Origin of the sequence: Arthrobacter sp. CC3, from assembly GCF_039907775.1 — a bacterium.
Classification (GTDB): Bacteria; Actinomycetota; Actinomycetes; order Actinomycetales; family Micrococcaceae; genus Arthrobacter.
This window is the reverse complement of record NZ_JARCCY010000048.1, coordinates 1-24,973: the sequence shown is the minus strand read 5'-3', so window position 1 is coordinate 24,973 and position 24,973 is coordinate 1. Positions and strand designations below refer to the sequence as shown.

The following is a 24,973-nucleotide window of genomic DNA, read 5'->3' as shown; positions in this document are numbered from 1 at the left end:
CAGAACGGCGGGCTGCAGAAGCGGGAAAACTGACGTCGAAGCACAATAAACTGCCTGTTTTGCTCCGCCCGATTGCCGCGCATTTTCCCGTCGGAGCGGTAGCGTTTCCTTATGAGTGCGCAGCAGCCTGAAGATGTGTACACGCACGGACACCATGAGTCCGTGGTCCGTGCCCATGCCTCACGGACGGCCGAGAACTCCGCCGCGTTCGTGATCCCATACCTTGCCCCGGGCAGCTCGGTCCTTGATGTGGGCTGCGGGCCGGGCAGCATCACCTGCGACTTCGCCGGCCTCGTGTCACCGGGGCACGTCACCGGGCTGGACCGCTCGCCGGATGTGATCACCCACGCCAGCGAGCTTGCCGCTGAACGTGGTGTGGCCAACGTCGAGTTCGTGGCCGGGAACATCTACGATCTGGATTTCGACGACGAAACGTTCGACGTCGTCCACGCCCACCAGGTGCTCCAGCACCTGACGGACCCGGTGGAGGCCCTCCGTGAAATGCGCCGGGTGGCCAAGCCCGGGGGCATCGTGGCAGTGCGCGACGCCGATTTCCACGGGATGAGCTGGTATCCCGCCATTCCGGAACTGGACGAATGGATGGAGCTGTACCAGCGCATTGCCCGCCGCAACGGCGCCGAACCGGATGCCGGACGCCGCCTGGTCTCCTGGGCCCAGGCCGCGGGATTCACGGACGTGGCGCCCACCAGCAGCAACTGGCTGTACGCCACGGGCCAGCAGCGCCGGTGGCAGGCCCGGGTGTGGGGCGAGCGGGTGCTGCATTCGGCGTTCGCGGACCAGGCGCTTGAGTACGGTTTCGCCAACGCCGCTGACCTTGCCCGGATCTCCGCCGGGTGGCACCGCTGGGGTTCCACCGACGACGGCTGGTTCCTGATCCCCAACGGCGAGGTCATCGCCCGGGCCTGAGCTTCACCGGCTGCTTAGCTTTCCAAGAATGACCACCAGCAAGGAGAACCCCATGCGCAAAGTGACGGCAGGCCTGTTTTACTCCGTGGACGGCGTGGTTGAGTCGCCCAACCTTTGGCAGTTCGACAGTTTCGACGAGGAACTCGGTGCTGGTATGCAGCAGATGATGGCCCGGGTGGAAACGGGGCTCCTGGGCCGGGTGGGCTACGAGCAATGGGCCAGCTACTGGCCCGGCGCGGCCGGCGACGCCGATTTCGGCGAGTTCATCAACAAGCTGCCGAAGTTCGTAGCCTCCCGGACGCTTTCGGGTGAGCTCGAGTGGCAGAATTCCCGGCTGATGGATGCCCCGCTGGAGGAGTTCGTCGCTGGCCTCAGGGAAGGCGACGGCGGCGAGATCGCCGTGTTCGCCAGCATCTCGCTGACGCGGCAGCTCCTGTTCGCCGGCCTCCTCGACTCGCTGATGCTCATGGTGCACCCGGTCATTGCCGGAAGCGGACGGAAGCTGTTCGAGGACGGCGATCCGGTGACACGGCTGGAACTGCAGGATTCCGAACGCACCAGCAAGGGCAACATGATCCTCAGCTACGGTGTCCGGCCCTGAAGCCAAGCCCCACTAAACTGTGTGGGTGCAACCCTCCCTTTGGCTGGCCCTGGCCGGCGCCGGCGTCCTGATCAGCTTTACGCCCGGAGCGGGTGCCATCAACACCATGAGCAACTCGCTGAACTCGGGTTTCCGGCGATCCATCTGGGGAATCCTGGGCCAGCAGGCCGCGCTGGTGGTGCACGTACTGATCGTGGCCCTGGGCGTGGGCGTCCTGGTTGCCAGTTCACCCGTGGCGTTCAACGTGATCCGTTACGCCGGCGCCGCGTATCTGGTCTACCTCGGCATCCGCCAGTTCCTGCACAAGCCGGACCTGGACCAGGAGAAAGCGGCCGAACTGCGCAATGAGCCGGCCGCTTCCATGTTCCGCCGCGGCCTGTGGGTCAACCTGCTGAACCCCAAGGCCGTGGTCTTCTTCCTGGCGTTTATGCCGCAGTTCATCAGGCCGGAGCAGCCGTTGCTGCCCCAGTACCTGGTGCTGACTGCCACGGTGGTTGTCATTGACATCCTGGTCATGTGGTTCTTCTTTGCCGCCGCGGCCAAGTCCTTCCAGCGGTTCACGCACAACGCCCACGGGCAGAAGATCCTGAACCGGACGTTCGGGGTGCTCTTCGTGGCCGTGGGCGTCATGCTGGCGCTGATCCACTAGCGGCCCGCTGCAAAAGCGGGGGCCTCAACTGTCCGTTCGCGCTACTGCAGCTGTCCGTTCGCCGGGGTGAGTTTCCGCAGGTACGTCTTCCGGATCTTCCCGCTGGCAGTCCGGGGCATCTCGTCCACGAACACCACTGATTTGGGGATCTTGTAGCGGGCAAGCCTGCCGTCCAGATGCGCGCGAAGCTGCTCTTCACTCAGCTGGGCACCCTCTCGAAGGGTTACCACCGCCCGGGGAACCTCTCCCCATTTCTCGTCCGGGACTCCGATCACCGCCACGCTGGCCACAGCGTCCAGTTCGGAGATGGCTGCCTCCACTTCCGCCGGATAGATGTTTTCGCCGCCGGAAATGATCATGTCCTTGATGCGGTCCGAGACAAACAGGAAGCCTTCCCCGTCCTGGAAACCCAGGTCGCCGGAGCGGAACCAGCTGGAATCCGCATAGCTTTCCGCGGTGGCATCGGGGCGGTTCCAATACTCCCTGATGACGTTGGGCCCGGAGATCTGGATCTCCCCCACTTCCCCCACCCCTGCCAATCCGCCCAGGGGATCGGCGATGCGGACGTCCGTAAAGAAGTGCGGCAGGCCCGCGGAGCCCGCCTTTTCCCTGGACCGCGCCACAGGCAGCATGGTGGCCCCGGGCGCGGTTTCGGTCATGCCGTAGCAGCTGGTGAAGCCGATGCCGCGGTCCTCGTAGGCGTCCAGCACCCGGCGTGGAATGGCCGACCCGCCGCAGGTGAGCTTGTCCAGTGAGCCGAGGTCCGCCGTCGGCCAGTCCGGATGGTCGCAGAGCATCTGGAACGTGGTGGGAACGCCGTTCAGGGTGGTGACCCTGTGCTGACTGATCAGCCCAAGCACCCGGCCGGCATCGAACCGAGTTTCGAGCACCACCGTGGCACCCTTGAGAAGCATCGGCAACAGGCCCATATCCAGTGACGCCACATGGAACAGCGGCGAGATCATCAGCGCCACATCATTCCGGTTCAGGTCCATGTCAACCACGGTGTTGAAGCAGTTCCAGGTGATGTTGCCGTGCGTCAGCAACGCACCTTTCGGCCTGCCGGTGGTGCCTGAGGTGTAGAGGATCATGGCGGCGTCGTCCAAGGTCACGGCCTCATCCCGCGGCGTCGCGGCTGCCGCGTGAAGCACCGCTTCATAGCGTTCGACGCCGGACGGCAGCTCCGCCACGGAACCTTCAGTGCCGCCGCCGGGCACCACAACAAAGCGGTGCGTCACCGCGGTGCCGGCGGCGGACGCTGCCGCCAGGGGTTCGAGCGCGCCGGCATTCACCAGCAGCCGCGCTCCGGAGTCCTGCAGCTGGAACTGCAGCTCGGGAGCTGCCAGCCGGGTGTTCAGCGGGACGAAGACGGCGCCGAGCAGCCCGCACGCGAAGAAGGTTTCCACGAAGGACGGATCGTTCTCGCCGAGATAGGCCACCCGGTCGCCCTTGGCCACTCCCCTGCTGCCCAAGGCGTTGGCCAGCCGGTCCGTGCGCCCGGCGAGCTCCTCGTAGCTGACGGCACGGCCCGCCGAGACGAGGGCCGTCTTGGGTCCGGACTTCCGGCGGCGGCGGTGCAGCCAGGATCCAACTCCGTTGTTGTCCATGTTTGTGCTCCTAATCGACCGCAGTGAGGTCGTTGTTCTTAGACTCCCGCGTCAGCAGGATGAAGACAATGGAAACCGTTGCCATGACGGACAGGAAGATCACCACCGGGACGATGCTCTGCCCGGAATCCTTGTACAGGCCGGCAACGATGCCCGGTGTGAAGCCCGCGCCGATCAGGGTGGCCAGCTGGTAGCCCACCGCCGCGCCGGTGTAGCGGGAGGTGGTGCCGAACTGCTCCGAGACAAACGCCGCCAGCGGTCCGTACAGGCTCGAATGCAGCACCAGGGCCACGGTAAAGGCCAGGAAGACCAGGCCGACGTTCCCGGAGCCCAGCATTCCGAACATCGGGAACAGGTAGACGGTGAACAGTGCCAGTCCGGCCACCATCACGGGCCGGCGTCCAAAGCGGTCGGACAGCCGTCCGCCGAGCAGGACGAAGAGGATGGAGATGGCCGAGGCTCCGGCGAACGCGTACATCACGCCCTGCTGCGGGGCCCCCTTGGACACCGCGTAGGTGATGGAGAAGGTGGGCAGCACCACCTGCAGGCCGAAGCCCGCAGCACCGGCAAACATGATCATGATCAGCGCTTTGGGACGGCGGAGCACTTCGATCAGCGGGATCTTGCGTTTGGTGCCCTGCATGCTTTCCTTGGCCACTGCCTCGGCGAAGATGGGGCTCTCGGAAACCCGCAGCCGGACGAACATGCCCACGATCAGGAGCACGAAGGACAGCAGGAACGGCACGCGCCAGCCCCAGGCCAGGAAGGCCTCCTGCGGCAAGGCGGAGAAGAGCCCCATCACCACCGTGCCGAGCACGGCTCCGGTGGGGGCACCGGCGTTGACGAAGGAGGCTGCAAAGCCGCGTCGTTTGGGATCAGAGTGTTCCAGGGCCATCAGCGCGGCACCGCCCCACTCGCCGCCAACGGCGATTCCCTGGCAGACCCGCAGGAACACGAGGATGACGGCGCCCCAGGGCCCGATCAAGCTGGCGCCGGGGATCAGGCCGATGAGCGTGGACGCAATTCCCATCACGGCCATGGAGACGATGAGCATGCCCTTGCGGCCCACGCGGTCTCCGAAGTGGCCGAAGATGATGCCGCCGAGGGGGCGGGCGACGTAGCCGGCGGCGAACGTGGCGTAGGCGGCGACGACGCCCACCCAGTCATCCATGCCGGAGAAAAAGACCTTGGGGAAGGCCACGGCAGCGGCCGTGGCATACAGCAGGAAGTCGTAGAACTCGATGGTGCTGCCCAGATAGCTGGACATGATGACCGTGCGCGCTTCCTTGCGCTTCGCGGCCGTACCCGCTGGCGCGAGCGTGGTGTGTCCTGACATGGCTGTTCCTTGGGAAGGAGGGACGGGGGTGGTGGTGTTGCTGGTAGTAGCGGCTTACTTGTAGAAGCGGGCCAGGAATTCGGCCACGACGGCGGGGCGTTCCTGGCCTTCGATCTCGATGGTGTTTGACACCTTGATCTGGGCGCCGCCCTTGACTTCGGTGACCTCGGCGATGGTGGCCTGCATGCGGATCCGCGAGCCCACCTTCACCGGTGAGGTGAAGCGGACCTTGTCCAGGCCGTAGTTCACCTTGGTGGTGACGCCGTCGACGTCGAACAGCTCGCCCCAGAACGGGATGATGAGCGAGAGCGTGAGGAAGCCGTGGGCGATCGGGGCGCCGAACGGACCGTCCTTGGCGCGTTCCGGGTCCACGTGGATCCACTGGTCATCGCCGGTGGCGTCGGCGAATTTGTTGATCTGTTCCTGGGTGATTTCGCGGTATTCGGTCACGCCGAGGTCGGTCCCGGCGAGGGTGAGCAGTTTGTCGAAGTCGACGACGAGATTGGGCATGTGTGCCTCCTGGTGTGGTTTTTGGAGTTGCGGAAGTACGACGGCGGTGCGGTGCTTCCGCCGTCGGGTTTCAGTTGCTGTTGTGGTTTAGCGGGTGAAGGCGCTTTCGCCGGTGAGGGCGCGGCCCACGATGAGTGCGTTGATTTCGTGGGTTCCTTCGTAGGAGTAGACAGCTTCGGCGTCGGCGTGGAACCGGGCGACGTCGGTTTCGAGCGTGATGCCGTTGCCGCCCACCACTTCGCGGGCCAGGGCCACGGTTTCGCGCATCAGCAGGGACGTCTGCATCTTGGCCAGCGCGGAGTCCTGGTCCCGGTAGATGCCCCGGGACTGCTGTTCGGTCAGCCGGACCACCAGGGACAGGGACGATGTGACGTTGCCGAGCATCCTGGCCAGCTTTTCCTGGACCAGCTGGAAGGATCCCAGCTGGCGGCCGAACTGCCGGCGTTCGGTCACGTAGCGCAGGGCGGCTTCGAACGCACCGGCCTGGATGCCGGTGGCAATCCAGGCAACATCCGAACGCATGGCCCGGAGCATCGCGGCCACATCCTTGAAGGAGTCCACGTTGTGCAGCCGCATGGATTCCGGCACGCGGACGCCGTGGAGGCTGATGTGGGCGTTCTGCATCATCCGCAGCGCCGTCTTGCCGTGGATCTTCTCCAGCGTCACGCCGGCCGCCGCGCGGTCCACCAGGAAGGCCTTGACCTGGCCGTCGGCCGTGTCGCGGGCGAACACTGCCAGCACGTCAGCGCTGACCGCACCCCCGATCCAGCGTTTGGCACCGTCCAGGATCCAGGAGTCCCCTTCCCGGCGGGCTGTCGTGGACAGGCCGCCGGCGATGTCCGAACCGGAGTCGGGCTCGGTGAGCGAGAAGACCCCCTTGAGCGAAAAGTCGACCACCTTCGGCATCCACTCGGCCTGCTGTTCCGGCGAGGCACCCACCCGGATGGCCGTGCGGAAGAGTCCGGCCTGGGAGGTGTACCAGGTGGCCAGCGAGGCGTCGGTGCGGGCCAGTTCGAAGATCCGGAAACCCTGGTAGATGCCGCGGGCGGGATTGCTTATTGCGTCCGGGGCGCCCGTGAGTTCCGCGGGTTCCATCAGGTCCAGGTCGATCAGGGGCTGCGCGAGCTGGGCGGGGAACTCGCCCCGTTCCCAGTAATCGGCCAGCAGGGGCTGCGCTTCGCGGTCGAGGAAGCTGCGAAGCCTGCCCAGGACACGCCGCTCGGCCTCGGTGAGGAGGGACTCGGCGTCGTAGTAATCGCAGACGCCGTAAAGCCGGGCCTGGTCGGCAGGAGGGGCCTTTTCGGCTGCGGTGGCCTGCTCAGCGGTGGAGGCGCTCATCTCAGCCGTCCAGTCCGAGCAGGCGTACCGCGTTGTGCTTGAGGATCTTGGGCCGGACCTCGTCCTTGAGCGGGAGGTCCGCGAACGCGCCCAGCCACTTCTGCGGCGTGATGAGCGGGAAGTCGGTGCCGAACAGGACCTTGTCCTGCAGCACCGAGTTGGACATCCGCACCAGGGACTCCGGGAAGTACTTGGGCGACCAGCCGGAGAGGTCGATGAACACGTTGGCCTTGTGCGTGGCGATGGAGTTGGCCTCGTCCTGCCAGGGCACGGAGGGATGGGCCATGATGATCTGCAGTTCCGGGAAGTCCGCGGCCACTGCGTCCAGCAGCAGCGGGTTGGAGTAGGCCAGCTTGATGCCGTAGCCGCCGGGAAGGCCGGCGCCCATGCCGTTCTGGCCGGTGTGGAAGATGGCCGGCAGGCCCAGTTCCTGGAGGGTGCCCCAGAGGGGATAGAACTGCTCGTTGGAGGGGTCGAAGCCCTGCAGGCTGGGATGGAACTTGAACCCGCGGGCGCCCAGGTCGATGGCCTGGCGCTTGGCACCCTGGATGGCCTCGGCCCCCGTGCGCGGATCCACGCTGCCGAAGGGGATCAGCACGTCGTTGTTCCTGGCCGCTCCGGCGATCAGGTCCTCGATGCTGTTCGGTTCGTGCTTGAGCTGGGTGCGGGCGTCCACGGTGAACACGACGGCGGCCATGTTTAGTTCCCGGTAGACCTCGGCTATGCGGTCCAGCGACGGCGTGCGGTCCTCGGACTTGAAGTATTTGGCCGAAGCCTCCGTCAGCTCGTGCGGGAGTGATTCGTGGCCGTGGCCGTCCACTTCGAGGTGGACGTGCATGTCGATCGCGTCGAGCTTCGTGGCGTCGATGCCGAGCTCGTAGCGGGTGGCAGCCATCGCTAGCCCACCTTCACGGGAGCTGCGGCGGGCTGTGCTTCCGGTTTCAGGTCCTCGGGCAGCGGCAGGAATTCCTCGCCCACGCTCTGCAGCTTGCCGCCGAAGAGCGGGCCGAAGTTCGCCACGAGGTCCTCGTAGCGCCAGCCGCCCTCGCGGTATTCGGTGGCCGCGGCCTCGGGGTGGGTCCAGAGCTGCAGCCGGTCGCCGCCGGCGCCGATGGCCTGGCCGGTAATGCCGGCCGCCTCATCGGAGGCGAGGAACGCGACAAGTCCGGAGACGTCGTCGGCCGTTCCAAAACCGAGTTCGTGGCGGAAGAAGGCCGGCATGGCCTCGCCGCGCTCGTCTGCCTCGACCGCCTTCTGGAAGTAGGGGACGGTCTTGGTCATGGCCGTCGCCGCCACGGGGATGACGGCGTTGGCGGTGACGCCTGCCTTCTTCATTTCCAGGGCCCAGGTGCGGACCATGCCCACGATGCCGGCCTTGGCCGCGGCGTAGTTGGTCTGGCCGAAGTTGCCGCGCTGCCCGGTGGGCGAGCCGATGGTGATGATCCGGCCGGCGATGCCGTTCTCCTTGAAGTAGGCGAACGCTTCCCGGGCGCAGGTGAAGGTGCCGCGGAGGTGGACGTTGATGACGGCGTCGAAATCGTCGTCGGTCATCTTCAGCAGTGACTTGTCCCGCAGGATCCCGGCGTTGGTGACCAGGATGTCGAGCCGGCCGAAGTTTTCCACGGCTGCCTGCACCAGTTGGCGGGCCACGTCCGTGTTGCCGACGGGCGCGACGACGGCGGCGGCCTTCCCGCCGTCGGCTTCGATGAGCGCCACTGCCTCCCCGGCAACCGTTGCGTCGACGTCATTGATGACGACGGCGGCGCCCTGCCGTGCGAGTTCCCGGGCGTAGGACAGACCCAGGCCGCGGCCGCTTCCGGTGACGATTGCTACTTTGCCTGACAGGCTCATGGCTGCTCCTTTGCTAGCTGACCTTGTGCATCCCGGCTCTCGACGTGGGATGCTGTTCTGGTATCCATGAAATTATGGATAGTTGAAAATGTCAACGATTTATTTTGAGGATTATTGGAGTCGGCCATGACGATCGAGACACAGGGCGGTCAGCGGACCGAACAGGCCCACAAACTTGTGGCCGCTTCCATCAGCCAGGACCTGGGATTTCTCCTGGCCAAGCTGCACGCCGTGGGGTCCGTCCTGAACAACAGGGCACTGGCCGAATTCGACCTCAAGGAGCGTTCGTACTCGGTCCTGATCCTGGCAAACAGCGGGCTGGAACCGACGCAGCGCGAAATGGCGGACTTCCTCAGCCTGGATCCCAGCCAGATTGTGGCCCTGGTGGATGAGCTGGAGAAGCGGGGCCTCGTGGCGAGGGCTCCGGGAAAGCTGGACCGCCGGGCAAAGACCGTGACGGCCACCGCCAAGGGTGGAAAGCTGCTGCAGCGGGCCGGCGACGCTGCGCGGCGGGCTGAGGCGGAAGTGCTGGAAGGACTGCCGGCGGAAGAGTCGGCGCAGCTCAAGGCGCTGCTGCGCAAAGCGCTGTGGGGTGCCGGATTGCCTTAGTGGCCCGGATCGTCAGGGCGGGAGTGCCTCCGGTGTTCGGCACCGTTCCGGCGCGCCAGCTCGGCCAGGACCACCGGCCACACCAGCCCGGCATGGTTCGGGCCCGGCGTGTTGTCGCCGTTCCTCAGCAGGCAGGCCAGTGCCTCGAGCTCTCCGGTGGGAACTGACGACAAGGAGGCGTAGGACTTGAAGATGCGCCGCTCGGCAATGCCGGCGAGGCGGCCGCTGTTCGCGCTCATGCGGCGCCCGCAGGGGGATCCGTGGCAGCGGGTGCGAAGACGGCGCGGAGTTTTGGGCCCATGGGAAATCCTCAGCAAAGAATCCGGAGGCTGCCTGCATAACCCGAGGCCAGAATACCGCAGTCCGGCCCCCGGGAACACGGTCCATTAGCCCCAAAATTGCCCGCTGTCGCCGCGGCCGATCGCGGGTCAGTCGTGGAGGGTTTAGTCCTGGATGGGTTAGTCGTGGAGGGGTTCGCCCGTGGTCCGGTGGTCCGCGTGGTTGATGGTCTCCCGGATCAGCCGGACGAGGTGTCCGTCGTGCAGCGAGTAGATGACATGCCGGCCGTCCTTCCGCGCGTTCACCATCCCGCTGAGCCTCAGCTTGGCCAGGTGCTGGCTGACCACCGTCCGCGGAACAGCGGCCGCATCCGTGAGTTCGGTGACGCTCCGGGGGCCTTGCGCAAGCTGCCACAGCAGATGCAGGCGCGTGGGTTCGGCCAGCATCCGCAGCGTGGCGGCGGCATTTTCCAGCAGCTCCGTGCCGGGTGTCACGGGGTGGACGAGCGAGGGCCCATCAGTGCCGGCGCTGAACGGACTGCTCGGCTGGCTGCTCAATGGCCTGCTCCTCGGTGACGGCGTCGCCCGGCCCGGAAGCGGTCTTCCGGGGCCAGGACAGGAAGGCTCCTGCACTGCCAAGTATCGCAAGGATTGTCAGCGCCGCGGCAGCCCAGCCCAACCCGGCGGCAGCGCCGATCCAGCCCGCCACCGGATAGCTGAGGAGGTAGCAGGCGTGGGAGAGCGAGAACTGGGCCGTGAAAACGTACGGGAGCGTGTTCTCCGTGGCAGCTTCCCGTAGCAAGCGGGAGGACGGGGTGGTGACGGCGGACGTGGCGGCTCCGAGCACAACCCATAGCCCCAGCAGCGGCCACCAGGCCGCGCCCTCCGATGCCAGGAACATCACCGCGGCGGCGCCGGCCAGCGCCGGCGGAATCAGGGCGGCGCCGGTCAGCATGACGGCACGATCGCCGAAGCGGTCCAGGATCCTCGGGACGGTCAGGGCGACAGCCATGGACCCGGCACCGAAGCAGGCGAGGGCGACGGCGAGATCGGATCCGGGACGGTGCAGAACGTCCCGGACGTAGACCACGGTATTGACCAGCACGAGGGCTGTCGGCGCGGCCACCGCCAGGTTCAGTGCCAGCAGGGACCTCAGCCTCCGGTGGCGCCAAAAGATCCGCGTTCCCAGGGTGGTCCGGTGCCACAAGGACGGCCGGGGTTCACCGGGCGCCCCGGGCCGGGGTACGGCCGTAACGGCAACCAGGGTCGCGGAGATCAGGAACCCGGCCACAGTGCCGATGAACAGCTCGTGGTAACTCATCACGGTCAGCAGCATCGCTGCCGCGGCCGGGCTGACCAGGGCTTCCATGTCGTAGGCGAGCCGGGACAGCGAAAGGGCGTAGGTGTAGTCCCGGGGATCCTTCAGGATGAGCGGGATCAACGACTGGAACGCCGGGGTGAATGTTGCGGACGCGGACTGAAGCAGGAAGATCACCGCATAGATCTGCCACGTTTCCGTGATGAACGGCAGGCACAGGGCCATGGCCGCCCGGACCAGGTCAGCCCCGATCAGCACCGGCTTCTTCGGCAGGCGGGCCACGAGGGCGGTGATCACCGGGGCGAGGCCAACATAGGCCAGCATTTTGATGGTGAGGGCAGTTCCCAGGACGGCCCCGGCGTGGCTTCCGGCAAGATCATAGGCGAGTAGCCCCAGGGCGATGGTCAGCAGGCCCGTCCCCGCCAGGGCTACGATCTGGGCGCCGAACATTCGCGCAAAGACTCTGTTCCGAAGGGCCGTCAGCATTTCAAATTCCTCAAGTGCACACGTGCACCAGTGTGCACACTTGAAGTCTAGCCCTGCGGCCGCGGGAACACCCGCCTCAAGGACCGGCCTAGCGGGACACGGGCTTGTGATCGCCGCCGCGCATCCGGACAGCGACCACAATCCCGGAAACCCCGGTCAGGACGGCGACGACGGCGACCGCCGCGGGAATGCCAAAGGCATCGGCGATGATTCCGGACAACAGGGCACCGACGGCGAAACCGCCGTCGCGCCACAGCCGGTAGATCCCCACCGACCTGGCCCGCCATTCGGGGTGGGCAACGTCGCCGATTGCGGCAAGCAATGTCGGGTAGACCATGGCAGTGCCCGCGCCAAGCAACACCGCCGCGGCCAGCCAGGTTTCGAAGCCTGCACCGAAGGCCACCATGCCAAGGGCGATTGCCTGCACCAGCATGCCGCCGACGATCAGGGGCTTGCGTCCGATCCGGTCCGACAGCGCGCCAGTCACCAGCTGGCCGGCACCCCATACGGCCGGGTACACGGCCGCGAGGATGCCGATGCGTTCAATCGTCAATCCGGCGGCCGCAAAGAGGACGGGGAACAGGCCCCAGGCCAGGCCGTCATTGAGGTTGTTCACCATGCCCGCCTGGCTCACGGACGATAGCGACCTGTCGCGGAAGCTTGTCAGCGTGAACACTTCACGGTTGCCCAGCTGCGCGTGCGCCCCCTCATGGACTGCCACGTGGCCGACGGCCTCGGCCCTGGCGTGGTGATGGGTCTCCCGCACGGAGAACACGGAAAGGCCCAGGCCGACGGCGATGAACGCAGCGCCCAGCAGGAAGGGGCCCGGACGCAGCCCGTAGGTGGAGGCGATGTAGCCGGTGGCCAGTGCGGTCCCGGCGACGCCGAGGTAGCCGGCCGCCTCGTTGAGGCCCATCGCCAGGCCGCGGCGAGAGGGGCCCACGAGGTCCATCTTCATCATCACCGTGGTGGACCAGGTCAGTCCCTGACTGATGCCGAGGACTACGTTGGCCGCCACGATCCACCCCCACGACGGCCCGAAGATCAGCATCAGCGGCACGGGCAGCGCGATCAGCCAGCCTGCCACGAGGACCGGCTTGCGGCCGTAACGGTCTGACAAGGTGCCGGCGAAGTAGTTGGTGGCGGCTTTGGCCACGCCGAACGCCAGGATGTAAGTCAAGGCACTGGTGTACAGGTCCTGCTTGAAGACTTCTCCTGCAAGCAGGGGCAGCACGGTCCTCTCCTGCCCCAGCGTTCCGCCAACCAGGGCATTGACTGCCACCAGCATCATGAACTGGGCAAGGTTCTGCCGCAGGCCCAGGGTTATCGCATCACTGGTGCGGGGGCGCCGCTGCGGGAAGGGACTTCCGGATGTCATGGTTTAGTTCCTGGGGATGGGGCAGCCCACTGACTGTGCGCGCAGCGGAGGTGAGCAGCGAAGGAGAATTGGCGCCGCGCGACCGCCGGGCATCCCGCCCCACAGCGTAATCACGCCGTTCGAAAGGGCCGACGGCGACTGGGGACAGCCCGGGTCTCAGCGGGCTTTTCGCCGCCGGCCCCATAACAATTTTAGGAGATTACGCCCCGCCGCGTGCGAGTGGACGCTACCCGTTTTCCCTCGGTTCCGTCAGGCAGACTTGGTCCCGGCCACGCGGCCGGCTGCACGGGCGGAGCGGTTCCGCCACCAGCGGCGGACGAGGTCAACCATGGCCAGGAGTCCCGCGAGCGGCGACAGGACGGCGGCGGCGTAGACGAAGAGCAGCCACGTGAGTGTTGCAATGGGCGGCTGGTTCGTGCTGAGAAGTGACAGGCCGCCGAAGAAGGCGACCGTCCAGAAAAGCACTACACCAAAGAGCACCGCCGCAGCAGGGAAATACTCGTTTGTCACTACGGTCATCACAGTGTTCAATGCTCTTCCTCCTGACTCGTTTGGCGCCGGACATCACCGCGTCAATCTCAGTATGAAGGCAGCGAATGCAGGATCCCGGCAGGACGCAGAAAGCGTGACCAAAATAACCTCGACCCACGCCCTGGCCCGCCGTTCCCGAGCCTTTTCGCCGCCGCCTACACTGCCCTTTGCGCTTCCAGGGCGGCCAGCGCGGCGCGCAGCCGGGCGTCGGCGTCGTTTGCCACGTCCTGCACCTCCGGACTGCCGCTGAGCTGCACCATGGTCTGCGGATCTATGGCCTGGATGGTGGTCACCTCCGCATCCTTGCCGCGGCGCACCACCACATTGCACGGCAGCAGCGCGCCAAGGTCCGGCTCGGCGGCAAGCGCACGGCTGGCCAGGGCAGGGTTGCAGGCACCCAGGATGACGTAGTCGCCAAGCGCGTCGGCGGCTTCGGCGCCGAGCTTGGTCTCGAAGGTCGCCCGGACATTGATCTCGGACAGAATGCCGAAACCTTGTCCTGCGAGCGCTTCTCGCGTCCGTTCGACGGCGTCGCTCCAGGACAGCGGGACGGTGACAGTGTGGGTGTAGGTCATGGGGTCTCCTATTTTTTTTGACGAATGGCTTTGCATCGGCGGTTGGCGGCTTGAATGCGGGTCAGGCCAGGGACAGGAAGAGCTTTTCCAGGTCCTTGGTGTTCATGCTTGCGTCCTTGCGGACGATGCATTGCTCAAGGCCGCTGGCAATGATGGCAAATCCCGCACGGTCCAGCGCCTTCGAGACGGCAGCGAGTTGAGTGACGATGTCCTTGCAGTCGCGCCCTTCTTCCAGCATTCGGGTCACCGCGGACAGCTGCCCCTGGGCTCGCTTGAGCCGGTTGATGACCGGGATGAGGTCGGTTGAATCGAGTTCCATGATGCCTCCGATAAGGGGTTGCTTGAGTCCAAGACTATACCCCCGGGGGTGTTTTTGACTACCCCTGGGGGTATCTGTAATACTCGGTGGGGTATCCAGCTTTCGGCTGATTCGCTTTGAAAGGACATCCATGACACGCCCCTCCGCCTCCGCTTCCCCCTCCGCTTCACCAGCTGCCCCCTCAGTCACCGCCCTGGACCCGCAAACGCTGCAGAGCTGGTTTCAGGAACACAAGGACCTCGTGGTGATCGACGTACGCTCGGCCGCAGAATTCGAGTCCCTGCACATCCGCGGTTCTTACAACGTTCCGCTTCCGTTGCTTTCCGAGCACACCGACGAACTCGCCGCCCGCCTCGGAAGCCGCGTTGTTCTCGTCTGCCAGTCAGGCGCACGGGCAGAGCAGGCACGGCAGCGACTCGGCGGAGCAGGCATCGGCACCGCCTATGTCCTGACCGGCGGCGTGCCGGGCTTCGCGGCCGCCGGCGGCGATGTTGTCCGCGGCAAGGCCCGCTGGGACCTGGAGCGCCAGGTCCGCCTCGCTGCCGGGTCCCTGGTGGTGCTGGGACTGGCCGGCGGGAAATTCGTCTCGCCCAAGATCCGACTGCTCGCGGGCGCCATCGGCACGGACCTGACCTTCTCGGCCGCGACCAATACCTGCGCCATGGGCCAGGCGATCTCGGCTATGCCATGGAACAGGGCGGCGAAGGAGCCCACCCGCGAATCCGCCATCCTGCAGCTGCCCGCCGCGGTGGAGCAGACCGATCAGGGCCGGACACAGGCGGCATGATTCCAGCCTTGGCACTGGGGCTGCTCGTCGGGATTGTGCTCGGGGTGGTCGGGGGCGGCGGGTCCATCATCGCCGTCCCTGCCCTGGTCTACGGAGTGGGCCTGAGCCCCGCGGAGGCCATCCCTACCTCCCTGCTGGTAGTCGGCCTCTCTTCGCTGGCGGCACTCCTGCCCCGGTTCCGCGAAGGCATCAACTGGCCCGTTGTCCTACTGGTCGGCGCCGCCGGCATTCCGGCGGCGTGGGGAGGCGCGGCCGTGGGTCGCCTCCTGGATCCGAACGTATTGATGCTCGCATTCGCGGGCATCATGGTGGTTGCCGGCATCCGCATGCTGATGCGCACCAGCGAAGTAGAGGGAACTTGCAGCACCGGACCCGCCCGGGCCTTCCGCTCCTGCGCCCCCAAGGCGGTCGGAGTCGGACTGCTGGTCGGCTTCCTCACCGGATTGTTGGGAGTCGGCGGCGGATTTCTCATCACGCCGGCCCTCACCCTCTTCCTGGGGCTGCGCATGAAGCAGGCCGTCGCATCGTCCCTGGCCATCATTGTCATCAACTCCGCGGCAGGCTTCGGGGCCCACGCCGCCGGCTTCACCATCGAGTGGTCAACGGTCCTGGCCTTCACGGTCCCCGCAATCCTGGGCTCACTCGCCGCAGCGCGCCTGGCCCGTTTCCTCAAGGACAGGCACGTCCGCGTCTCGTTTGCTGTTCTGATTTTCGCCGTCGCAGCCTGGGTTACGGCAAGCACCGTCACAGCCTGACCGGCATCCGCCGATCCGGCCCCCGTCCCGCAAAAGGAGTACCCGAATGGGCTTCATCAACTCGCTGAAGAAGGCTTTCAGCAAACCCTATAAAACCGTCTCAGTGGCCGAAGCCAAGGAGCTCCTCGCATCCCGGGCGGTACTGATTGACGTCCGTTCCGCGCAGGAATGGCGGAGCGGACACGCACTTCAGGCCAAGCACCTGCCCCTGGACAGGCTGCAGACCGGCGCAGCCGGCTTGCAGAAGGGCCGGCCAGTCGTCGCGATGTGCCAGTCGGGAGTCCGTTCGGCGTCAGCCGCGCGGCTGCTCGCCAGCCAGGGCTACGAAGCGTATTCGCTCCGCGGCGGCATCGGGGCCTGGCGCCAGGCCGGCGAACCGGTCCGCTGAACACTCAACCCACACTCCGGAAAGGAACCCCGCCGTGGCAGAAATTACCGTCACCGAAACCGAGCTGCAGCGCGCCAGCGCCCAAATCCTCGACGTCCGCGAAGACTTCGAAGTCATCGAAGGCATGATCCCTGGAGCCCTGCACATCCCCATGGGGCAGCTGCAGGCCCGCCTGTCCGAGCTGGACCCCAATGTTCAGGTCATTGTGGTCTGCCGCAGCGGCAACCGCAGCGCCCGGGTGGCAGATGCCCTCAATGCCGCCGGATTCAGCGCGGACACGATGACCGGCGGCATGATCGCATGGAGCCGCGCAGGACTCCCCACCCGCTCCACCAGCCACAAGTAAGGAATTCAGCCATGGCAACCATCGACATCACGGAAGAATCGCTTGCCCGGACGCTTGAGGACAACGACATTGTCTTCATTGATTTCTGGGCCGCCTGGTGCGGCCCCTGCCGCATGTTCGCCCCCACCTACGATGCCGCCTCCCGGAAGCACCCGGACGTCACCTTTGCCAAGGTGGACACGGAAGCGCAGCAAGGCCTCGCGGCCGCTGCCGGCATCACGTCCATCCCCACGCTGATGGCTTTCCGGGACAGGACGCTGGTTTTCTCCCAGCCGGGCGCCCTCAACGCGGCAGGGCTGGAACAGGTGATCCAAGGCATCAAGAACCTGGACATGGCCGCAGTCCGTGCGCAGGCGGCGCAGCAGCAGTCCTGACGAATAGCCGTCAGCCGATGCGCAGTATTTTACGTACCCGCGCAACCCGCTGAGGGTCAAGGAACCACGGCGGCAGACCGTTTTGCATATACCCCCAGGGGTATTATGATTTTGAGTAGACCAACGGGGAACCAGCCAGGAACCCCTCAAACTTTCACGAAGGAGAACCCCATGCTTCTCGAGCGCATCTACGATGAAGACCTCGCCCAGGCCAGCTACCTCATCGGTTGCCAGCGGAAGGGTGAGGCAGTTGTTGTCGACGCCCGCCGCGACATCGACACCTACCGCTCCCTCGCCGCGGCCAACGGCATGAAGATTGTGGCTGTCACGGAGACCCACATCCACGCCGACTACCTCTCAGGCACCCGCGAACTGGCTGCCGCAACGGGCGCCAAAATTTACGTCTCCGGCGAAGGCGGCCCGGACTGGCAGTACGAATTCGACGGCGAGCGCCTGTTCGACGGCAGCAAGATCACCATCGGCAACATCACCGTCCAGGCGCTCCACACCCCGGGGCACACGCCGGAACACCTGTCTTTCCTGATCACGGACGGCGCGTTCAGCTCCGAACCCGGCTACCTGCTTTCCGGGGACTTCGTATTCTCCGGTGACCTTGGCCGTCCCGATCTCCTGGACGAGGCCGCAGGTGGCGTGGACACCCGCTTCGAAGGCGCCAGGCAGCTGTTTACCAGCCTGCGTGACAAGTTCCTCACGCTGCCGGACTTCGTCCAGGTCTACCCGGGGCACGGCGCCGGCAGCGCCTGCGGCAAGGCCCTCGGCGCCATCCCGTCGTCGACGGTCGGCTACGAGCGGCTGTACGCGTGGTGGGGCCCTTACCTGGCCGCCAACGACGAGCAGGGCTTCATCGACGAACTGCTCGACGGACAGCCTGACGCGCACGCCTACTTCGGCCGCATGAAGCGCCAAAACCGCCAGGGCCCCGCCGTCATGGGCGAACGCGCCCCGCTCACGGAACTGGACACCGCCGCCGTCGTCCGCGACCTGGCGGCGAACAAGGTGACCTTCGTGGACACCCGCCCCAACACCGAGGTGCACCAGGGCACCGTAGCGGGCGCCCTGAACATCCCCGCCGGCAAGTCCGTTGCGAGCTTCGGAGCATGGGCCGTTGACCCTGAACGGGACAGCCGCCCGCTGGTGCTGCTGGCGTCGGGACAAGAGCAGGCGCAGGAGATGTGGGACCACCTGGTCCGCGTCGGTATCGACAACGTGGGCGGCTACGTCACTAGCATCGACGGCCTGCCCGCAGCCACACCGCGCCTGATCCAGCCCGAGGAACTCGAAGGCTTCGACGCCGCGGTTGTCCTCGACGTCCGCAACCGCACCGAACACACGGCCGGGCACATCCCCGGATCCAAACAGCTCAGCGGGGGCCGGGTCCTGTGGAACCTGGACCAGCTCCCCACCGGCGGCACCGTCGTGACCTACTGCCAGAGCGGCGTCCGCAGCTCGGTGGCGGCCAGCACGCTGCGCCACGCCGGGTACGACGTCGTGGAGCTCGACGGCAGCTACGCCGCCTGGGCCGCCCGGGAAGCGTCGCTGCAGTCGGCTTCGGCCCGCTAAACCCGGCGCCCGGCCGGAACCGCCGAAGGCCCCCGCACGGATATTTTCCGGGCGGGGGCCTTTTCCGCGGGGACACCATCGCGTCTACTGGAACCCGCCAGTAGCATGGGCGAATGAGCCAAGTCACATGCGATCTGACCATCTCCCTTGACGGCTTCCTCGCCGGACCGAACCAAAGCCTGGCGGAACCGCTCGGCGAGGGCGGAGAGGTCCTGCACAGGTGGCAGTTCGAAGAGGCCGAGTCCAACGCAGCGGCGCGCGAAGGCATCCTCGCCGCGGGCGCCTTCATCATGGGACGGCACATGTTCGCAGGCCCCGGGCCCGGGGCGTGGAGTGAGGACTGGCGCGGATGGTGGGGCGAGGAGCCGCCCTATCACGCACCGGTATTCGTACTCACGCATCATCCACGCGAGCCCCTGGAAATGCAGGGCGGCACCACGTTCAACTTCGTGACCGACGGGATCCAATCGGCCCTGGACCAGGCGCGGAAGGCCGCCGGCGGCAAGGACATCGCCATTGCCGGCGGAGCACAGACCGCCCGCCAGTACCTTTCAGCGGGGCTGATCGACGAGCTGCGGCTCCACATCGCGCCGATCATCCTGGGAGCAGGCGAGCGGCTGCTGGACGGCGTCGGGAACCTCAAGCTGGAGCCGACCGAAGTGGGCGGGACCAGCCTCGTCACCCACGTGCGTTACCGGGTAAGCCACTGAAGCGCTGGCCCGTAATCTCCGGACGCCAGTTGGCGGATGTTGCAGTGCCCTTCGAATACGATCTTGTGATGCCTCTCCTTATCGCTCCGGACGTCAGTTACCAATCCTCCTGGCTGGAAGGATCCGCAGAATTCGGCGGCGCCCGCCGGGACGGCGGCGGCGCGGAGGACTGGCCCCTGGAAGAACTCAGGGAGGCCGGGGTGTTCCGCCGCTTTGTCGACGCGCTCGTCAAGGATGCATTGCCGGAGACTCCGCGGAAGACCGGGCACGTGCCCTGCACATACTTGTGGATCGTAGAGGGCGGCACGTTCCTTGGCTCGCTCGCCATCAGGCACGAACTGAACGATTTCCTCCTCAACGAGGGCGGGCACATCGGCTACAGCGTACGGCCGTCCGCCAGGCGTCGCGGCCACGCAGCCAGTGCGCTGGCCGACGCCCTGCCGATCGCCCGGGAATTGGGAATCCCCCGGGTTCTTCTCACCTGCGATGTCAGTAACGCAGGTTCCCGGGCGACCATCGAAAAGAACGGCGGCGCCTACGAAGACACGCGTAACGGTAAGCGCCGCTACTGGATCGACACCGCCTAACCGGACGCACCTGGAGTGAACTGGAGGGGCCTGTGATCCAAGCAGCCTTCAGCTTCAACGCGTGGAACCACGTCGGAGGAACGGCACCTGGCGCAGAGGGCGGAAATATCCAATGTCAGGGCCAGGGTCTACACTGAATCTATCGAACATATATTCGAATAAAGGTGTGTTGTGGGCATAGTTATCGGTCCCCGTGTGATAGATGCGGGCACGTCCCTGCTGTCAGTGCTGATCTCTCCAGTGCCGGTCGCAGCGGGCTATCCCTCGCCGGCGCAGGACTACTTTGACGGCAGGATCGACCTCAATGAACACCTCATCAAGGACATCACCAGCACCTATATCGTTCGGGTGTCCGGGGATTCGATGGAAGGGGCCGGGATCAGCGACGGCGACGAACTGATCGTCAACCGCGCCCTCCGCCCCAAGGACGGTTCAGTGGTCATCGCCGTCCTGGACGGCGAGCTGACCATCAAACGGCTCAGGATCACAGCCTCCGGAGTGCTGCTTCAGGCGGACAACCCCCGCTATCCGGACCTCCGCGTTCCAGCGCTGTCTGACCTGGTCATCTGGGGCGTGGCCACGCGGTGCCTGCACCGTGTCTAGTGCGCGGGACATGCGGGCAACGGACACGATCCGGCAGATCGCCTTGGTGGACGTCAACTGCTTCTACGCATCGGCGGAACGGGCATTCGACCCGTCGCTGGAAGGCCGCCCGCTGGTCGTCCTGTCCAACAACGACGGCTGCGCGGTCACCCGGTCCCCGGAAGCCAAGGCACTTGGAATCAGCGTGGGGGAACCATGGTTCAAGATCGCTCCGCGTGCCAAGGAATGGGGGCTGGTGGCAAAATCCAGTAATTATGAGCTCTACGGGGACATCAGCGCCCGGGTCATGGAGCTTCTGGGCCGCTATTCGGCCTGGCTTGAGGTCTACAGCATCGATGAAGCCTTCCTGGGCGTCAAAGGCACTCCGGACGAACTCCTGCGGCTCGGCCAGACCATCAAGGCCGTTGTCCGGCGCAACGTGGGGGTCCCGGTCTGCGTGGGGATTGCCGGCACCAAAACCCTCGCGAAGCTGGCCAACAAATGGGCCAAGAACAACCCCGGCCTCAGCGGCGTATGCCATTGGGACGCCATGCCGGCGCCTGCCCGCGAAGCGCTGATGGCCCGGCTGTCCGTCATTGAGCTCTGGGGCGTGGCCGGCCGGCTCACCAAACGCCTGAACGGCATGGGCATCCATTCCATCCTGGACCTCGCCCGCGCCGATCCCGTAAGGATCCGGGACCGCTTCTCAGTGGTGCTGATGCGCACTGTCCTGGAACTGCAGGGCACCGCGTGCATCCCCTTGGAGGAAGAGCGGATCGGACGTGACCAGCTGATCTTCAGCCGGTCGTTCTCCACGCCCCTCACCACCGCGGCGGACCTTCGGCAGGTCATGAGCGTCTATGCCCAGCAGGCCAGCGCCCGCCTGGCCAAGCACGGCCTGCAGGCCAAGGTCCTCACGGCCTTCGCCGGCACGTCGCACTACAACCCCCGGGACACGTCCTACCCCACCGTCTGCGTTACGCTGCCCATGCCCACCGCGGATCCCGTGCTGCTGACCCGTGCCTCGCACACCCTGCTGCCCCGGATCCAGGAAGGCACCAAGTACGTCCGTGCGGGCATCATGGTCACCGACCTGAGGCCCACGGGTCAGCAGGCGCCGCTGCCGGCATTTGCGAACCCCCACGAGGAACGCGGCATCGGAACGCTGCTGGAAGAGGTCAGCCGCCGGTACGGCAGGGGTTCCGTGGGGCTGGGCCACGCCGGCATCCGCGGAGGCCCGGACTGGTCCATGCAGCGCACCATGCTCTCACCCAGATACACGACTCACTGGGATGAACTTCCCGTGGTCAAAGCAGCCTGAGTACCCGCTGTTACACTCTGCTCATGATCGGGCTTCCCTTCGCGGGAGATGGGCTTGTGCACGGCGTTCTGACAGGGCTGGGAATTGTCGCAGCCCTGTTGTTTTACGCCTATGAGAAGCGCCGCCGCGGACTTACCGATCCGCGCCTCTGGCCCATCGCGGGCTTCGCCGTCGCCTTCGGAGCCATCGGCTCCCGCGTCCTCACGTGGGATGTTTCCACGCAGGTTTCCCTGGCGGACTGGTGGGGCAACGGCGACCGCAGCATCCTTGCAGGCCTGGTGGGTGCATGGTTTGGCGTCCATCTGGGCAAACGGCTCACAGGCTACCGCGAGTCCACGGGTGACCTGCTCGCACCCGCCGTCGCACTGGCGATGGTCCTCGGACGGGTCGGCTGCCTCCTCACGGAGCTGCCGGGTACTCCGACCGGGGGCGCCTGGGGAATCGCCCTCACCCCGGCGCAGGCTGCGCTGCTCGGCGGACCCTCCGGGGCCGGGCTCCATCCGTCCTTTGCCTACGAAATCGTCTTCCATGCTGTCGCGTTCGCCGTCATGTGGCGCTTTCGCGATCGCCTCGCACACCCCGGTGACCTCTTCATCTGTTACGTGACCGCTTACGCGCTCGTCAGGTTCGGCGTGGAGTTTGTCCGCGGCAACGAGGTGCTCTGGCTGGGAATGAGCCGCCCGCAATGGTTCCTGCTGGCGGTCCTGCCCCTGTTGATCTGGCGCATGCGGCGGGTGTTCGGGAAACCGGTCCGTCCTGAGTTGAAAGGAAGAGTGGCATGAGCGAGGACAACCCTGACGTTCCCCCGAACCCGCCCCCGCACCAATCTCCGCCTCCGCCTCCGCCTCCGCCGCCTAAGCATGGGACGCCCCAGGAGCCGGCGGGAGGATCCATGGCGCTCGGCGTCGTCCTTGGCGCCTTGGTGCTCTATGTGGTCTATGTCGGATCCCTCATGGCCGTCGGACCCTACGCTTTGGGCTCTTTCGGCCTCGGAGGCCTGGGCGCGTTCATTCCGATCGTCCTCTATTTGCTGGTTGCCATCCTGCTGGCCGTCCGGCGACGGACGTCGCGTTTCGGCGCGGGGCTTCTGATTGGCCTCGGAATTTTTGTCCTGTTGGGCGGCGGGCTCTGCGTCGGCGCCCTAACCCAGATGGGAGGCCTGAGATGAATCCGTCACCTTTTGCTTCGGGACGGGCGCTGCCCGGCCCTGGCCAGCCGCTGCGCGGTGACCGCATCCACCGGTATGTCACGGCGTTCTGCCCCCGCTGCCACGAGACAAACCCGCCGCTCGCCCAGGTGCGGCGCCTGTCCGGGGTGCTGCTTGTCCGTGACGACCGCGTGTGGCTCGAACGCGGCTGCCCCGACCACGGCCTGGTGCGCACCCTGTACGACGAATCCCCCGAAATCCTCAGGTATCTGGAGAAGTGGCAGGCACCCACCAAACAGCACATCCCCGACCAGGCGGACAACTACCGGCCGGTACCGGAGGCGTACGCCTATGGCCTTCCGGCCATGCAGACACAGCACACCTGCATCCTGCTGCAGGACATCATCGAGCACTGCAATCTGCGCTGCCCCACCTGCTTCACCTCCTCCGGCCCGCAGTTGCAGGGGGTGGCTCCCCTCACCGAGGTACTCGCGAACGTCGACGCACGCCTTGCCCGGGAGAACGGTCGCATTGACGTGCTGATGCTCTCGGGCGGCGAGCCCACGCTCTACCCCCATCTCGCCGAGCTGTTGGAGGAACTCGTCGCGCGGCCGATCGTCCGGATCATGGTGAACAGCAACGGCATGTTGATCGCGACCGACGACGAGCTGCTCGCCTTGCTGACCAAGCATCGCGACCGGGTGGAGGTGTACCTCCAGTACGACGGCCCCTCCAAGGAGGCGTCGATCCACCACCGCGGCGGTGATCTGACCCGCTACAAGGATGCGGCAATCTCGCGCCTGTCCGAGGCGGGCATCTTCACCACCCTGACCATGACGGCAACCCTCGGCGTCAACGACGGCGAGGTGGGTGACGTCGTCATGCGCGCCCTGGAAACCCCGTTCGTGGGTGGAGTCGCCCTGCAGCCCGTGTTCGGTTCCGGACGCGGCCACGGCATCGACCCCCTGGACCGGCTCACCCACACGGGCGTCCTTGCCCGGCTGGCCGGGCAAACCAACGGCGTGGTCTCGTGGCATGACCTGACGGCCCTTCCGTGCTCGCATCCGCACTGCGCGTCCGTGGGCTACATGCTGAAGGACGACTCCGGGGTCTGGCGCTCCCTGACCGCCCTCATCGGGCACGACCAGCTGCTCGCCTGGCTGGAGCTCAACCCGGACAGCATCGCCAACCGCATTGCCGACAGCGCGATCCCGCTTGAACTGCGCAACCTCATGAAATCATCTCTGCTCGACCTGCTGAGCGAACAGTCGTCGCTGTCCCACCCGCGGACAGCGGACCTCTGGAAGAATATCTGCACGCAGTGCGACCTCGGCATCGGCACGCTCACCACCTTGGCGGCCGGCAAGCTCCCGGGCCAGCAGCAGCGGCTGCGCCGGCTCCTCGCTGAACGCGTCACCCGCATCATGGTGAAGCCGTTCATGGATATTTCCACAATGATCGAGGAACGGCTCACGCAGTGCTGTGTCCACGTGGGAACCAAGAGCGACGCCGGTGGTCACCAGTGCGCCCCCTTCTGCGCAGTGCAGGCGTGGCCGGCCCTGTCCAGACAGCGGATGAGCACTGCCACGGGTCAGCAGCTGCTCCCGGTGCGCCAGCTCTAGGACGAATTAGGGAGGATGACGATGAGTTCCGATTCGGACGCCCGGCGCATCGCAGCCGGGCCGCTGCCATCGCAACTGGTGCCGCACCGGGACGGCGCCCCGCCGGATGCCGCCCCGTTCGATCCGCTCCGCCTCTGCATCTTCGCCACGATCGCGTTGCTGGGCTGGCTGACCGGCCCCGTGGCCCTGGCCGTGTTCGCGGCCATCGGGTTCGCGGGCTACTGGAAAGCACGCCGGAGGGGCCTGAAGAAGTCGAACTGCTACCTCCGCGACACCAGGCTTGTGCTCGGCTATCTGGGCCTTCTCCTGGCCGCCGGCCTGTGGGGGATCTATGCGCTGGCGGCACAGCTGTTTGGCTTCTGAACAGGCGTCCGGCCTAGGCAGCTAGGGCGTGTCTCCTTATTGGCGTAGCCAGATGACGACTGCGTAGAGGACGACGCCGGCACGGTAGGTCAGTGCG

31 protein-coding genes are annotated in these 24,973 nt (G+C 66.1%); 18 read left to right on the top strand and 13 right to left on the bottom strand.

Annotated features, from left to right (window positions below):
• Positions 1–111: 111 nt before the first annotated feature.
• Genes PV761_RS20785 through PV761_RS20775 form a run of 3 tightly spaced genes read left to right on the top strand, consistent with a single transcriptional unit; the run spans position 112 to position 2,177 of the window.
• The gene (locus PV761_RS20785; protein WP_028270905.1) at positions 112–927 is read left to right on the top strand and encodes a methyltransferase domain-containing protein; all 816 of its coding nucleotides are present in this window, start codon (positions 112–114) and stop codon (positions 925–927) included.
• A gap of 52 nt (positions 928–979) precedes the next feature.
• Entirely contained in the window at positions 980–1,528 is a 549-nt protein-coding gene (locus PV761_RS20780; RefSeq protein WP_347899520.1) for a dihydrofolate reductase family protein, read from the top strand.
• 25 nt (positions 1,529–1,553) lie between these two features.
• Positions 1,554–2,177: a LysE family transporter gene (locus PV761_RS20775; RefSeq protein ID WP_028270908.1), complete on the top strand. Its 624-nt coding sequence runs from the start codon at positions 1,554–1,556 to the stop codon at positions 2,175–2,177.
• Between the two features lie 41 nt (positions 2,178–2,218).
• Here the strand turns inward: PV761_RS20775 and PV761_RS20770 are convergent, their stop codons facing one another.
• From PV761_RS20770 to PV761_RS20745, 6 genes are all read right to left on the bottom strand, one after another.
• Positions 2,219–3,784 carry a long-chain fatty acid--CoA ligase gene (locus PV761_RS20770; protein WP_347899513.1) on the bottom strand — a complete coding sequence of 522 codons (1,566 nt, stop codon included), beginning with the start codon at positions 3,782–3,784 and terminating at the stop codon, positions 2,219–2,221.
• Between the two features lie 10 nt (positions 3,785–3,794).
• On the bottom strand, positions 3,795–5,120 hold the full coding sequence (locus PV761_RS20765; protein ID WP_347899512.1) for an MFS transporter: 1,326 nt from the start codon (positions 5,118–5,120) through the stop codon (positions 3,795–3,797).
• Between the two features lie 54 nt (positions 5,121–5,174).
• Positions 5,175–5,630, bottom strand: coding sequence for a MaoC family dehydratase (locus PV761_RS20760; protein WP_028270914.1), 456 nt, complete (start codon positions 5,628–5,630; stop codon positions 5,175–5,177).
• 87 nt (positions 5,631–5,717) lie between these two features.
• On the bottom strand, positions 5,718–6,968 hold the full coding sequence (locus tag PV761_RS20755) for an acyl-CoA dehydrogenase family protein (RefSeq protein WP_347899511.1): 1,251 nt from the start codon (positions 6,966–6,968) through the stop codon (positions 5,718–5,720).
• Position 6,969: 1 nt separating this feature from the next.
• Positions 6,970–7,863, bottom strand: a complete 894-nt coding sequence (locus PV761_RS20750) for an amidohydrolase family protein (protein WP_347899510.1) — start codon at positions 7,861–7,863, stop codon at positions 6,970–6,972.
• 2 nt (positions 7,864–7,865) lie between these two features.
• Complete coding sequence (locus tag PV761_RS20745) at positions 7,866–8,819, bottom strand: SDR family oxidoreductase (protein ID WP_347899509.1); 954 nt, start codon at positions 8,817–8,819, stop codon at positions 7,866–7,868.
• A gap of 126 nt (positions 8,820–8,945) precedes the next feature.
• Between PV761_RS20745 and PV761_RS20740 the strand changes: the two genes are divergently transcribed.
• A complete protein-coding gene (locus tag PV761_RS20740) occupies positions 8,946–9,428 on the top strand; it encodes a MarR family transcriptional regulator (protein WP_347899508.1) in 483 nt (160 codons plus the stop codon).
• Here the strand turns inward: PV761_RS20740 and PV761_RS20735 are convergent.
• The 7 genes from PV761_RS20735 to PV761_RS20705 all read right to left on the bottom strand — a co-directional run bounded on the left by PV761_RS20735 (position 9,425) and on the right by PV761_RS20705 (position 14,313).
• Positions 9,425–9,667, bottom strand: a complete 243-nt coding sequence (locus tag PV761_RS20735) for a hypothetical protein (protein WP_347899507.1) — start codon at positions 9,665–9,667, stop codon at positions 9,425–9,427. The genes PV761_RS20740 and PV761_RS20735 overlap by 4 nt on opposite strands.
• 219 nt (positions 9,668–9,886) lie before the next feature.
• Complete coding sequence (locus tag PV761_RS20730) at positions 9,887–10,264, bottom strand: metalloregulator ArsR/SmtB family transcription factor (protein ID WP_028270919.1); 378 nt, start codon at positions 10,262–10,264, stop codon at positions 9,887–9,889.
• A complete protein-coding gene (locus PV761_RS20725; protein WP_347899506.1) occupies positions 10,224–11,510 on the bottom strand; it encodes an MFS transporter in 1,287 nt (428 codons plus the stop codon). The genes PV761_RS20730 and PV761_RS20725 overlap by 41 nt, the downstream gene beginning before the upstream one ends.
• An 88-nt stretch (positions 11,511–11,598) precedes the next feature.
• Positions 11,599–12,888 carry an MFS transporter gene (locus PV761_RS20720; protein WP_347899505.1) on the bottom strand — a complete coding sequence of 430 codons (1,290 nt, stop codon included), beginning with the start codon at positions 12,886–12,888 and terminating at the stop codon, positions 11,599–11,601.
• Positions 12,889–13,137: 249 nt separating this feature from the next.
• Positions 13,138–13,407 carry a hypothetical protein gene (locus tag PV761_RS20715; RefSeq protein WP_231511214.1) on the bottom strand — a complete coding sequence of 90 codons (270 nt, stop codon included), beginning with the start codon at positions 13,405–13,407 and terminating at the stop codon, positions 13,138–13,140.
• A 167-nt stretch (positions 13,408–13,574) separates the two neighbouring features.
• Positions 13,575–13,994 carry a DUF302 domain-containing protein gene (locus tag PV761_RS20710; RefSeq protein WP_347899504.1) on the bottom strand — a complete coding sequence of 140 codons (420 nt, stop codon included), beginning with the start codon at positions 13,992–13,994 and terminating at the stop codon, positions 13,575–13,577.
• Positions 13,995–14,055: 61 nt separating this feature from the next.
• Positions 14,056–14,313: a metal-sensitive transcriptional regulator gene (locus tag PV761_RS20705; protein WP_347899503.1), complete on the bottom strand. Its 258-nt coding sequence runs from the start codon at positions 14,311–14,313 to the stop codon at positions 14,056–14,058.
• Positions 14,314–14,443: 130 nt separating this feature from the next.
• Here PV761_RS20705 and PV761_RS20700 point away from each other — a divergent pair, with 130 nt between their 5' ends.
• The 14 genes from PV761_RS20700 to PV761_RS20635 all read left to right on the top strand — a co-directional run bounded on the left by PV761_RS20700 (position 14,444) and on the right by PV761_RS20635 (position 24,876).
• Positions 14,444–15,100, top strand: a complete 657-nt coding sequence (locus PV761_RS20700; protein WP_347899502.1) for a rhodanese-like domain-containing protein — start codon at positions 14,444–14,446, stop codon at positions 15,098–15,100.
• Positions 15,097–15,855 (top strand): sulfite exporter TauE/SafE family protein, encoded by a 759-nt coding sequence (locus PV761_RS20695; RefSeq protein ID WP_347899501.1) that lies wholly within the window; start codon positions 15,097–15,099, stop codon positions 15,853–15,855. The genes PV761_RS20700 and PV761_RS20695 overlap by 4 nt, the downstream gene beginning before the upstream one ends.
• Before the next feature lie 46 nt (positions 15,856–15,901).
• Positions 15,902–16,243, top strand: coding sequence for a rhodanese-like domain-containing protein (locus PV761_RS20690; protein ID WP_028270927.1), 342 nt, complete (start codon positions 15,902–15,904; stop codon positions 16,241–16,243).
• Positions 16,244–16,277: 34 nt separating this feature from the next.
• A complete protein-coding gene (locus PV761_RS20685; protein WP_028270928.1) occupies positions 16,278–16,589 on the top strand; it encodes a rhodanese-like domain-containing protein in 312 nt (103 codons plus the stop codon).
• Positions 16,590–16,600: 11 nt separating this feature from the next.
• On the top strand, positions 16,601–16,963 hold the full coding sequence (locus PV761_RS20680) for a thioredoxin domain-containing protein (protein WP_347899500.1): 363 nt from the start codon (positions 16,601–16,603) through the stop codon (positions 16,961–16,963).
• 171 nt (positions 16,964–17,134) lie between these two features.
• On the top strand, positions 17,135–18,544 hold the full coding sequence (locus PV761_RS20675) for a rhodanese-like domain-containing protein (RefSeq protein ID WP_347899499.1): 1,410 nt from the start codon (positions 17,135–17,137) through the stop codon (positions 18,542–18,544).
• A 113-nt stretch (positions 18,545–18,657) separates the two neighbouring features.
• A complete protein-coding gene (locus tag PV761_RS20670; RefSeq protein ID WP_347899498.1) occupies positions 18,658–19,254 on the top strand; it encodes a dihydrofolate reductase family protein in 597 nt (198 codons plus the stop codon).
• A gap of 68 nt (positions 19,255–19,322) precedes the next feature.
• Positions 19,323–19,841 (top strand): GNAT family N-acetyltransferase, encoded by a 519-nt coding sequence (locus tag PV761_RS20665; RefSeq protein ID WP_347899497.1) that lies wholly within the window; start codon positions 19,323–19,325, stop codon positions 19,839–19,841.
• Between the two features lie 171 nt (positions 19,842–20,012).
• Positions 20,013–20,444 carry a translesion error-prone DNA polymerase V autoproteolytic subunit gene (gene umuD / locus PV761_RS20660; protein WP_347899496.1) on the top strand — a complete coding sequence of 144 codons (432 nt, stop codon included), beginning with the start codon at positions 20,013–20,015 and terminating at the stop codon, positions 20,442–20,444.
• A gap of 10 nt (positions 20,445–20,454) precedes the next feature.
• Positions 20,455–21,744 carry a Y-family DNA polymerase gene (locus PV761_RS20655; protein WP_347899495.1) on the top strand — a complete coding sequence of 430 codons (1,290 nt, stop codon included), beginning with the start codon at positions 20,455–20,457 and terminating at the stop codon, positions 21,742–21,744.
• A 23-nt stretch (positions 21,745–21,767) separates the two neighbouring features.
• Entirely contained in the window at positions 21,768–22,526 is a 759-nt protein-coding gene (locus PV761_RS20650) for a prolipoprotein diacylglyceryl transferase family protein (RefSeq protein WP_347899494.1), read from the top strand.
• A gap of 110 nt (positions 22,527–22,636) precedes the next feature.
• Complete coding sequence (locus PV761_RS20645) at positions 22,637–22,912, top strand: hypothetical protein (protein ID WP_347899493.1); 276 nt, start codon at positions 22,637–22,639, stop codon at positions 22,910–22,912.
• Entirely contained in the window at positions 22,909–24,513 is a 1,605-nt protein-coding gene (locus PV761_RS20640) for a radical SAM protein (protein ID WP_347899492.1), read from the top strand. The genes PV761_RS20645 and PV761_RS20640 overlap by 4 nt, the downstream gene beginning before the upstream one ends.
• A 21-nt stretch (positions 24,514–24,534) precedes the next feature.
• Positions 24,535–24,876: a hypothetical protein gene (locus PV761_RS20635; RefSeq protein WP_347899491.1), complete on the top strand. Its 342-nt coding sequence runs from the start codon at positions 24,535–24,537 to the stop codon at positions 24,874–24,876.
• Positions 24,877–24,973: the final 97 nt, after the last annotated feature.

Coding starts and splice junctions, on each gene's coding strand:
- PV761_RS20735 (WP_347899507.1), bottom strand. CDS start 9,667: ATGAGCGCGAACAGCGGCCGCCTCGCCGGCATTGCCGAGCGGCGCATC.
- PV761_RS20645 (WP_347899493.1), top strand. CDS start 22,637: ATGGCGCTCGGCGTCGTCCTTGGCGCCTTGGTGCTCTATGTGGTCTAT.
- PV761_RS20710 (WP_347899504.1), bottom strand. CDS start 13,994: ATGACCTACACCCACACTGTCACCGTCCCGCTGTCCTGGAGCGACGCC.
- PV761_RS20675 (WP_347899499.1), top strand. CDS start 17,135: ATGCTTCTCGAGCGCATCTACGATGAAGACCTCGCCCAGGCCAGCTAC.
- PV761_RS20745 (WP_347899509.1), bottom strand. CDS start 8,819: ATGAGCCTGTCAGGCAAAGTAGCAATCGTCACCGGAAGCGGCCGCGGC.
- PV761_RS20720 (WP_347899505.1), bottom strand. CDS start 12,888: ATGACATCCGGAAGTCCCTTCCCGCAGCGGCGCCCCCGCACCAGTGAT.
- PV761_RS20680 (WP_347899500.1), top strand. CDS start 16,601: ATGGCAACCATCGACATCACGGAAGAATCGCTTGCCCGGACGCTTGAG.
- PV761_RS20725 (WP_347899506.1), bottom strand. CDS start 11,510: ATGCTGACGGCCCTTCGGAACAGAGTCTTTGCGCGAATGTTCGGCGCC.
- PV761_RS20740 (WP_347899508.1), top strand. CDS start 8,946: ATGACGATCGAGACACAGGGCGGTCAGCGGACCGAACAGGCCCACAAA.
- PV761_RS20780 (WP_347899520.1), top strand. CDS start 980: ATGCGCAAAGTGACGGCAGGCCTGTTTTACTCCGTGGACGGCGTGGTT.
- PV761_RS20785 (WP_028270905.1), top strand. CDS start 112: ATGAGTGCGCAGCAGCCTGAAGATGTGTACACGCACGGACACCATGAG.
- PV761_RS20650 (WP_347899494.1), top strand. CDS start 21,768: ATGATCGGGCTTCCCTTCGCGGGAGATGGGCTTGTGCACGGCGTTCTG.
- PV761_RS20665 (WP_347899497.1), top strand. CDS start 19,323: ATGCCTCTCCTTATCGCTCCGGACGTCAGTTACCAATCCTCCTGGCTG.
- PV761_RS20655 (WP_347899495.1), top strand. CDS start 20,455: ATGCGGGCAACGGACACGATCCGGCAGATCGCCTTGGTGGACGTCAAC.
- PV761_RS20705 (WP_347899503.1), bottom strand. CDS start 14,313: ATGGAACTCGATTCAACCGACCTCATCCCGGTCATCAACCGGCTCAAG.
- PV761_RS20750 (WP_347899510.1), bottom strand. CDS start 7,863: ATGGCTGCCACCCGCTACGAGCTCGGCATCGACGCCACGAAGCTCGAC.
- PV761_RS20715 (WP_231511214.1), bottom strand. CDS start 13,407: ATGACCGTAGTGACAAACGAGTATTTCCCTGCTGCGGCGGTGCTCTTT.
- PV761_RS20640 (WP_347899492.1), top strand. CDS start 22,909: ATGAATCCGTCACCTTTTGCTTCGGGACGGGCGCTGCCCGGCCCTGGC.
- PV761_RS20770 (WP_347899513.1), bottom strand. CDS start 3,784: ATGGACAACAACGGAGTTGGATCCTGGCTGCACCGCCGCCGCCGGAAG.
- PV761_RS20700 (WP_347899502.1), top strand. CDS start 14,444: ATGACACGCCCCTCCGCCTCCGCTTCCCCCTCCGCTTCACCAGCTGCC.
- PV761_RS20670 (WP_347899498.1), top strand. CDS start 18,658: ATGAGCCAAGTCACATGCGATCTGACCATCTCCCTTGACGGCTTCCTC.
- PV761_RS20635 (WP_347899491.1), top strand. CDS start 24,535: ATGAGTTCCGATTCGGACGCCCGGCGCATCGCAGCCGGGCCGCTGCCA.
- PV761_RS20695 (WP_347899501.1), top strand. CDS start 15,097: ATGATTCCAGCCTTGGCACTGGGGCTGCTCGTCGGGATTGTGCTCGGG.
- PV761_RS20755 (WP_347899511.1), bottom strand. CDS start 6,968: ATGAGCGCCTCCACCGCTGAGCAGGCCACCGCAGCCGAAAAGGCCCCT.
- PV761_RS20765 (WP_347899512.1), bottom strand. CDS start 5,120: ATGTCAGGACACACCACGCTCGCGCCAGCGGGTACGGCCGCGAAGCGC.
- PV761_RS20690 (WP_028270927.1), top strand. CDS start 15,902: ATGGGCTTCATCAACTCGCTGAAGAAGGCTTTCAGCAAACCCTATAAA.
- PV761_RS20760 (WP_028270914.1), bottom strand. CDS start 5,630: ATGCCCAATCTCGTCGTCGACTTCGACAAACTGCTCACCCTCGCCGGG.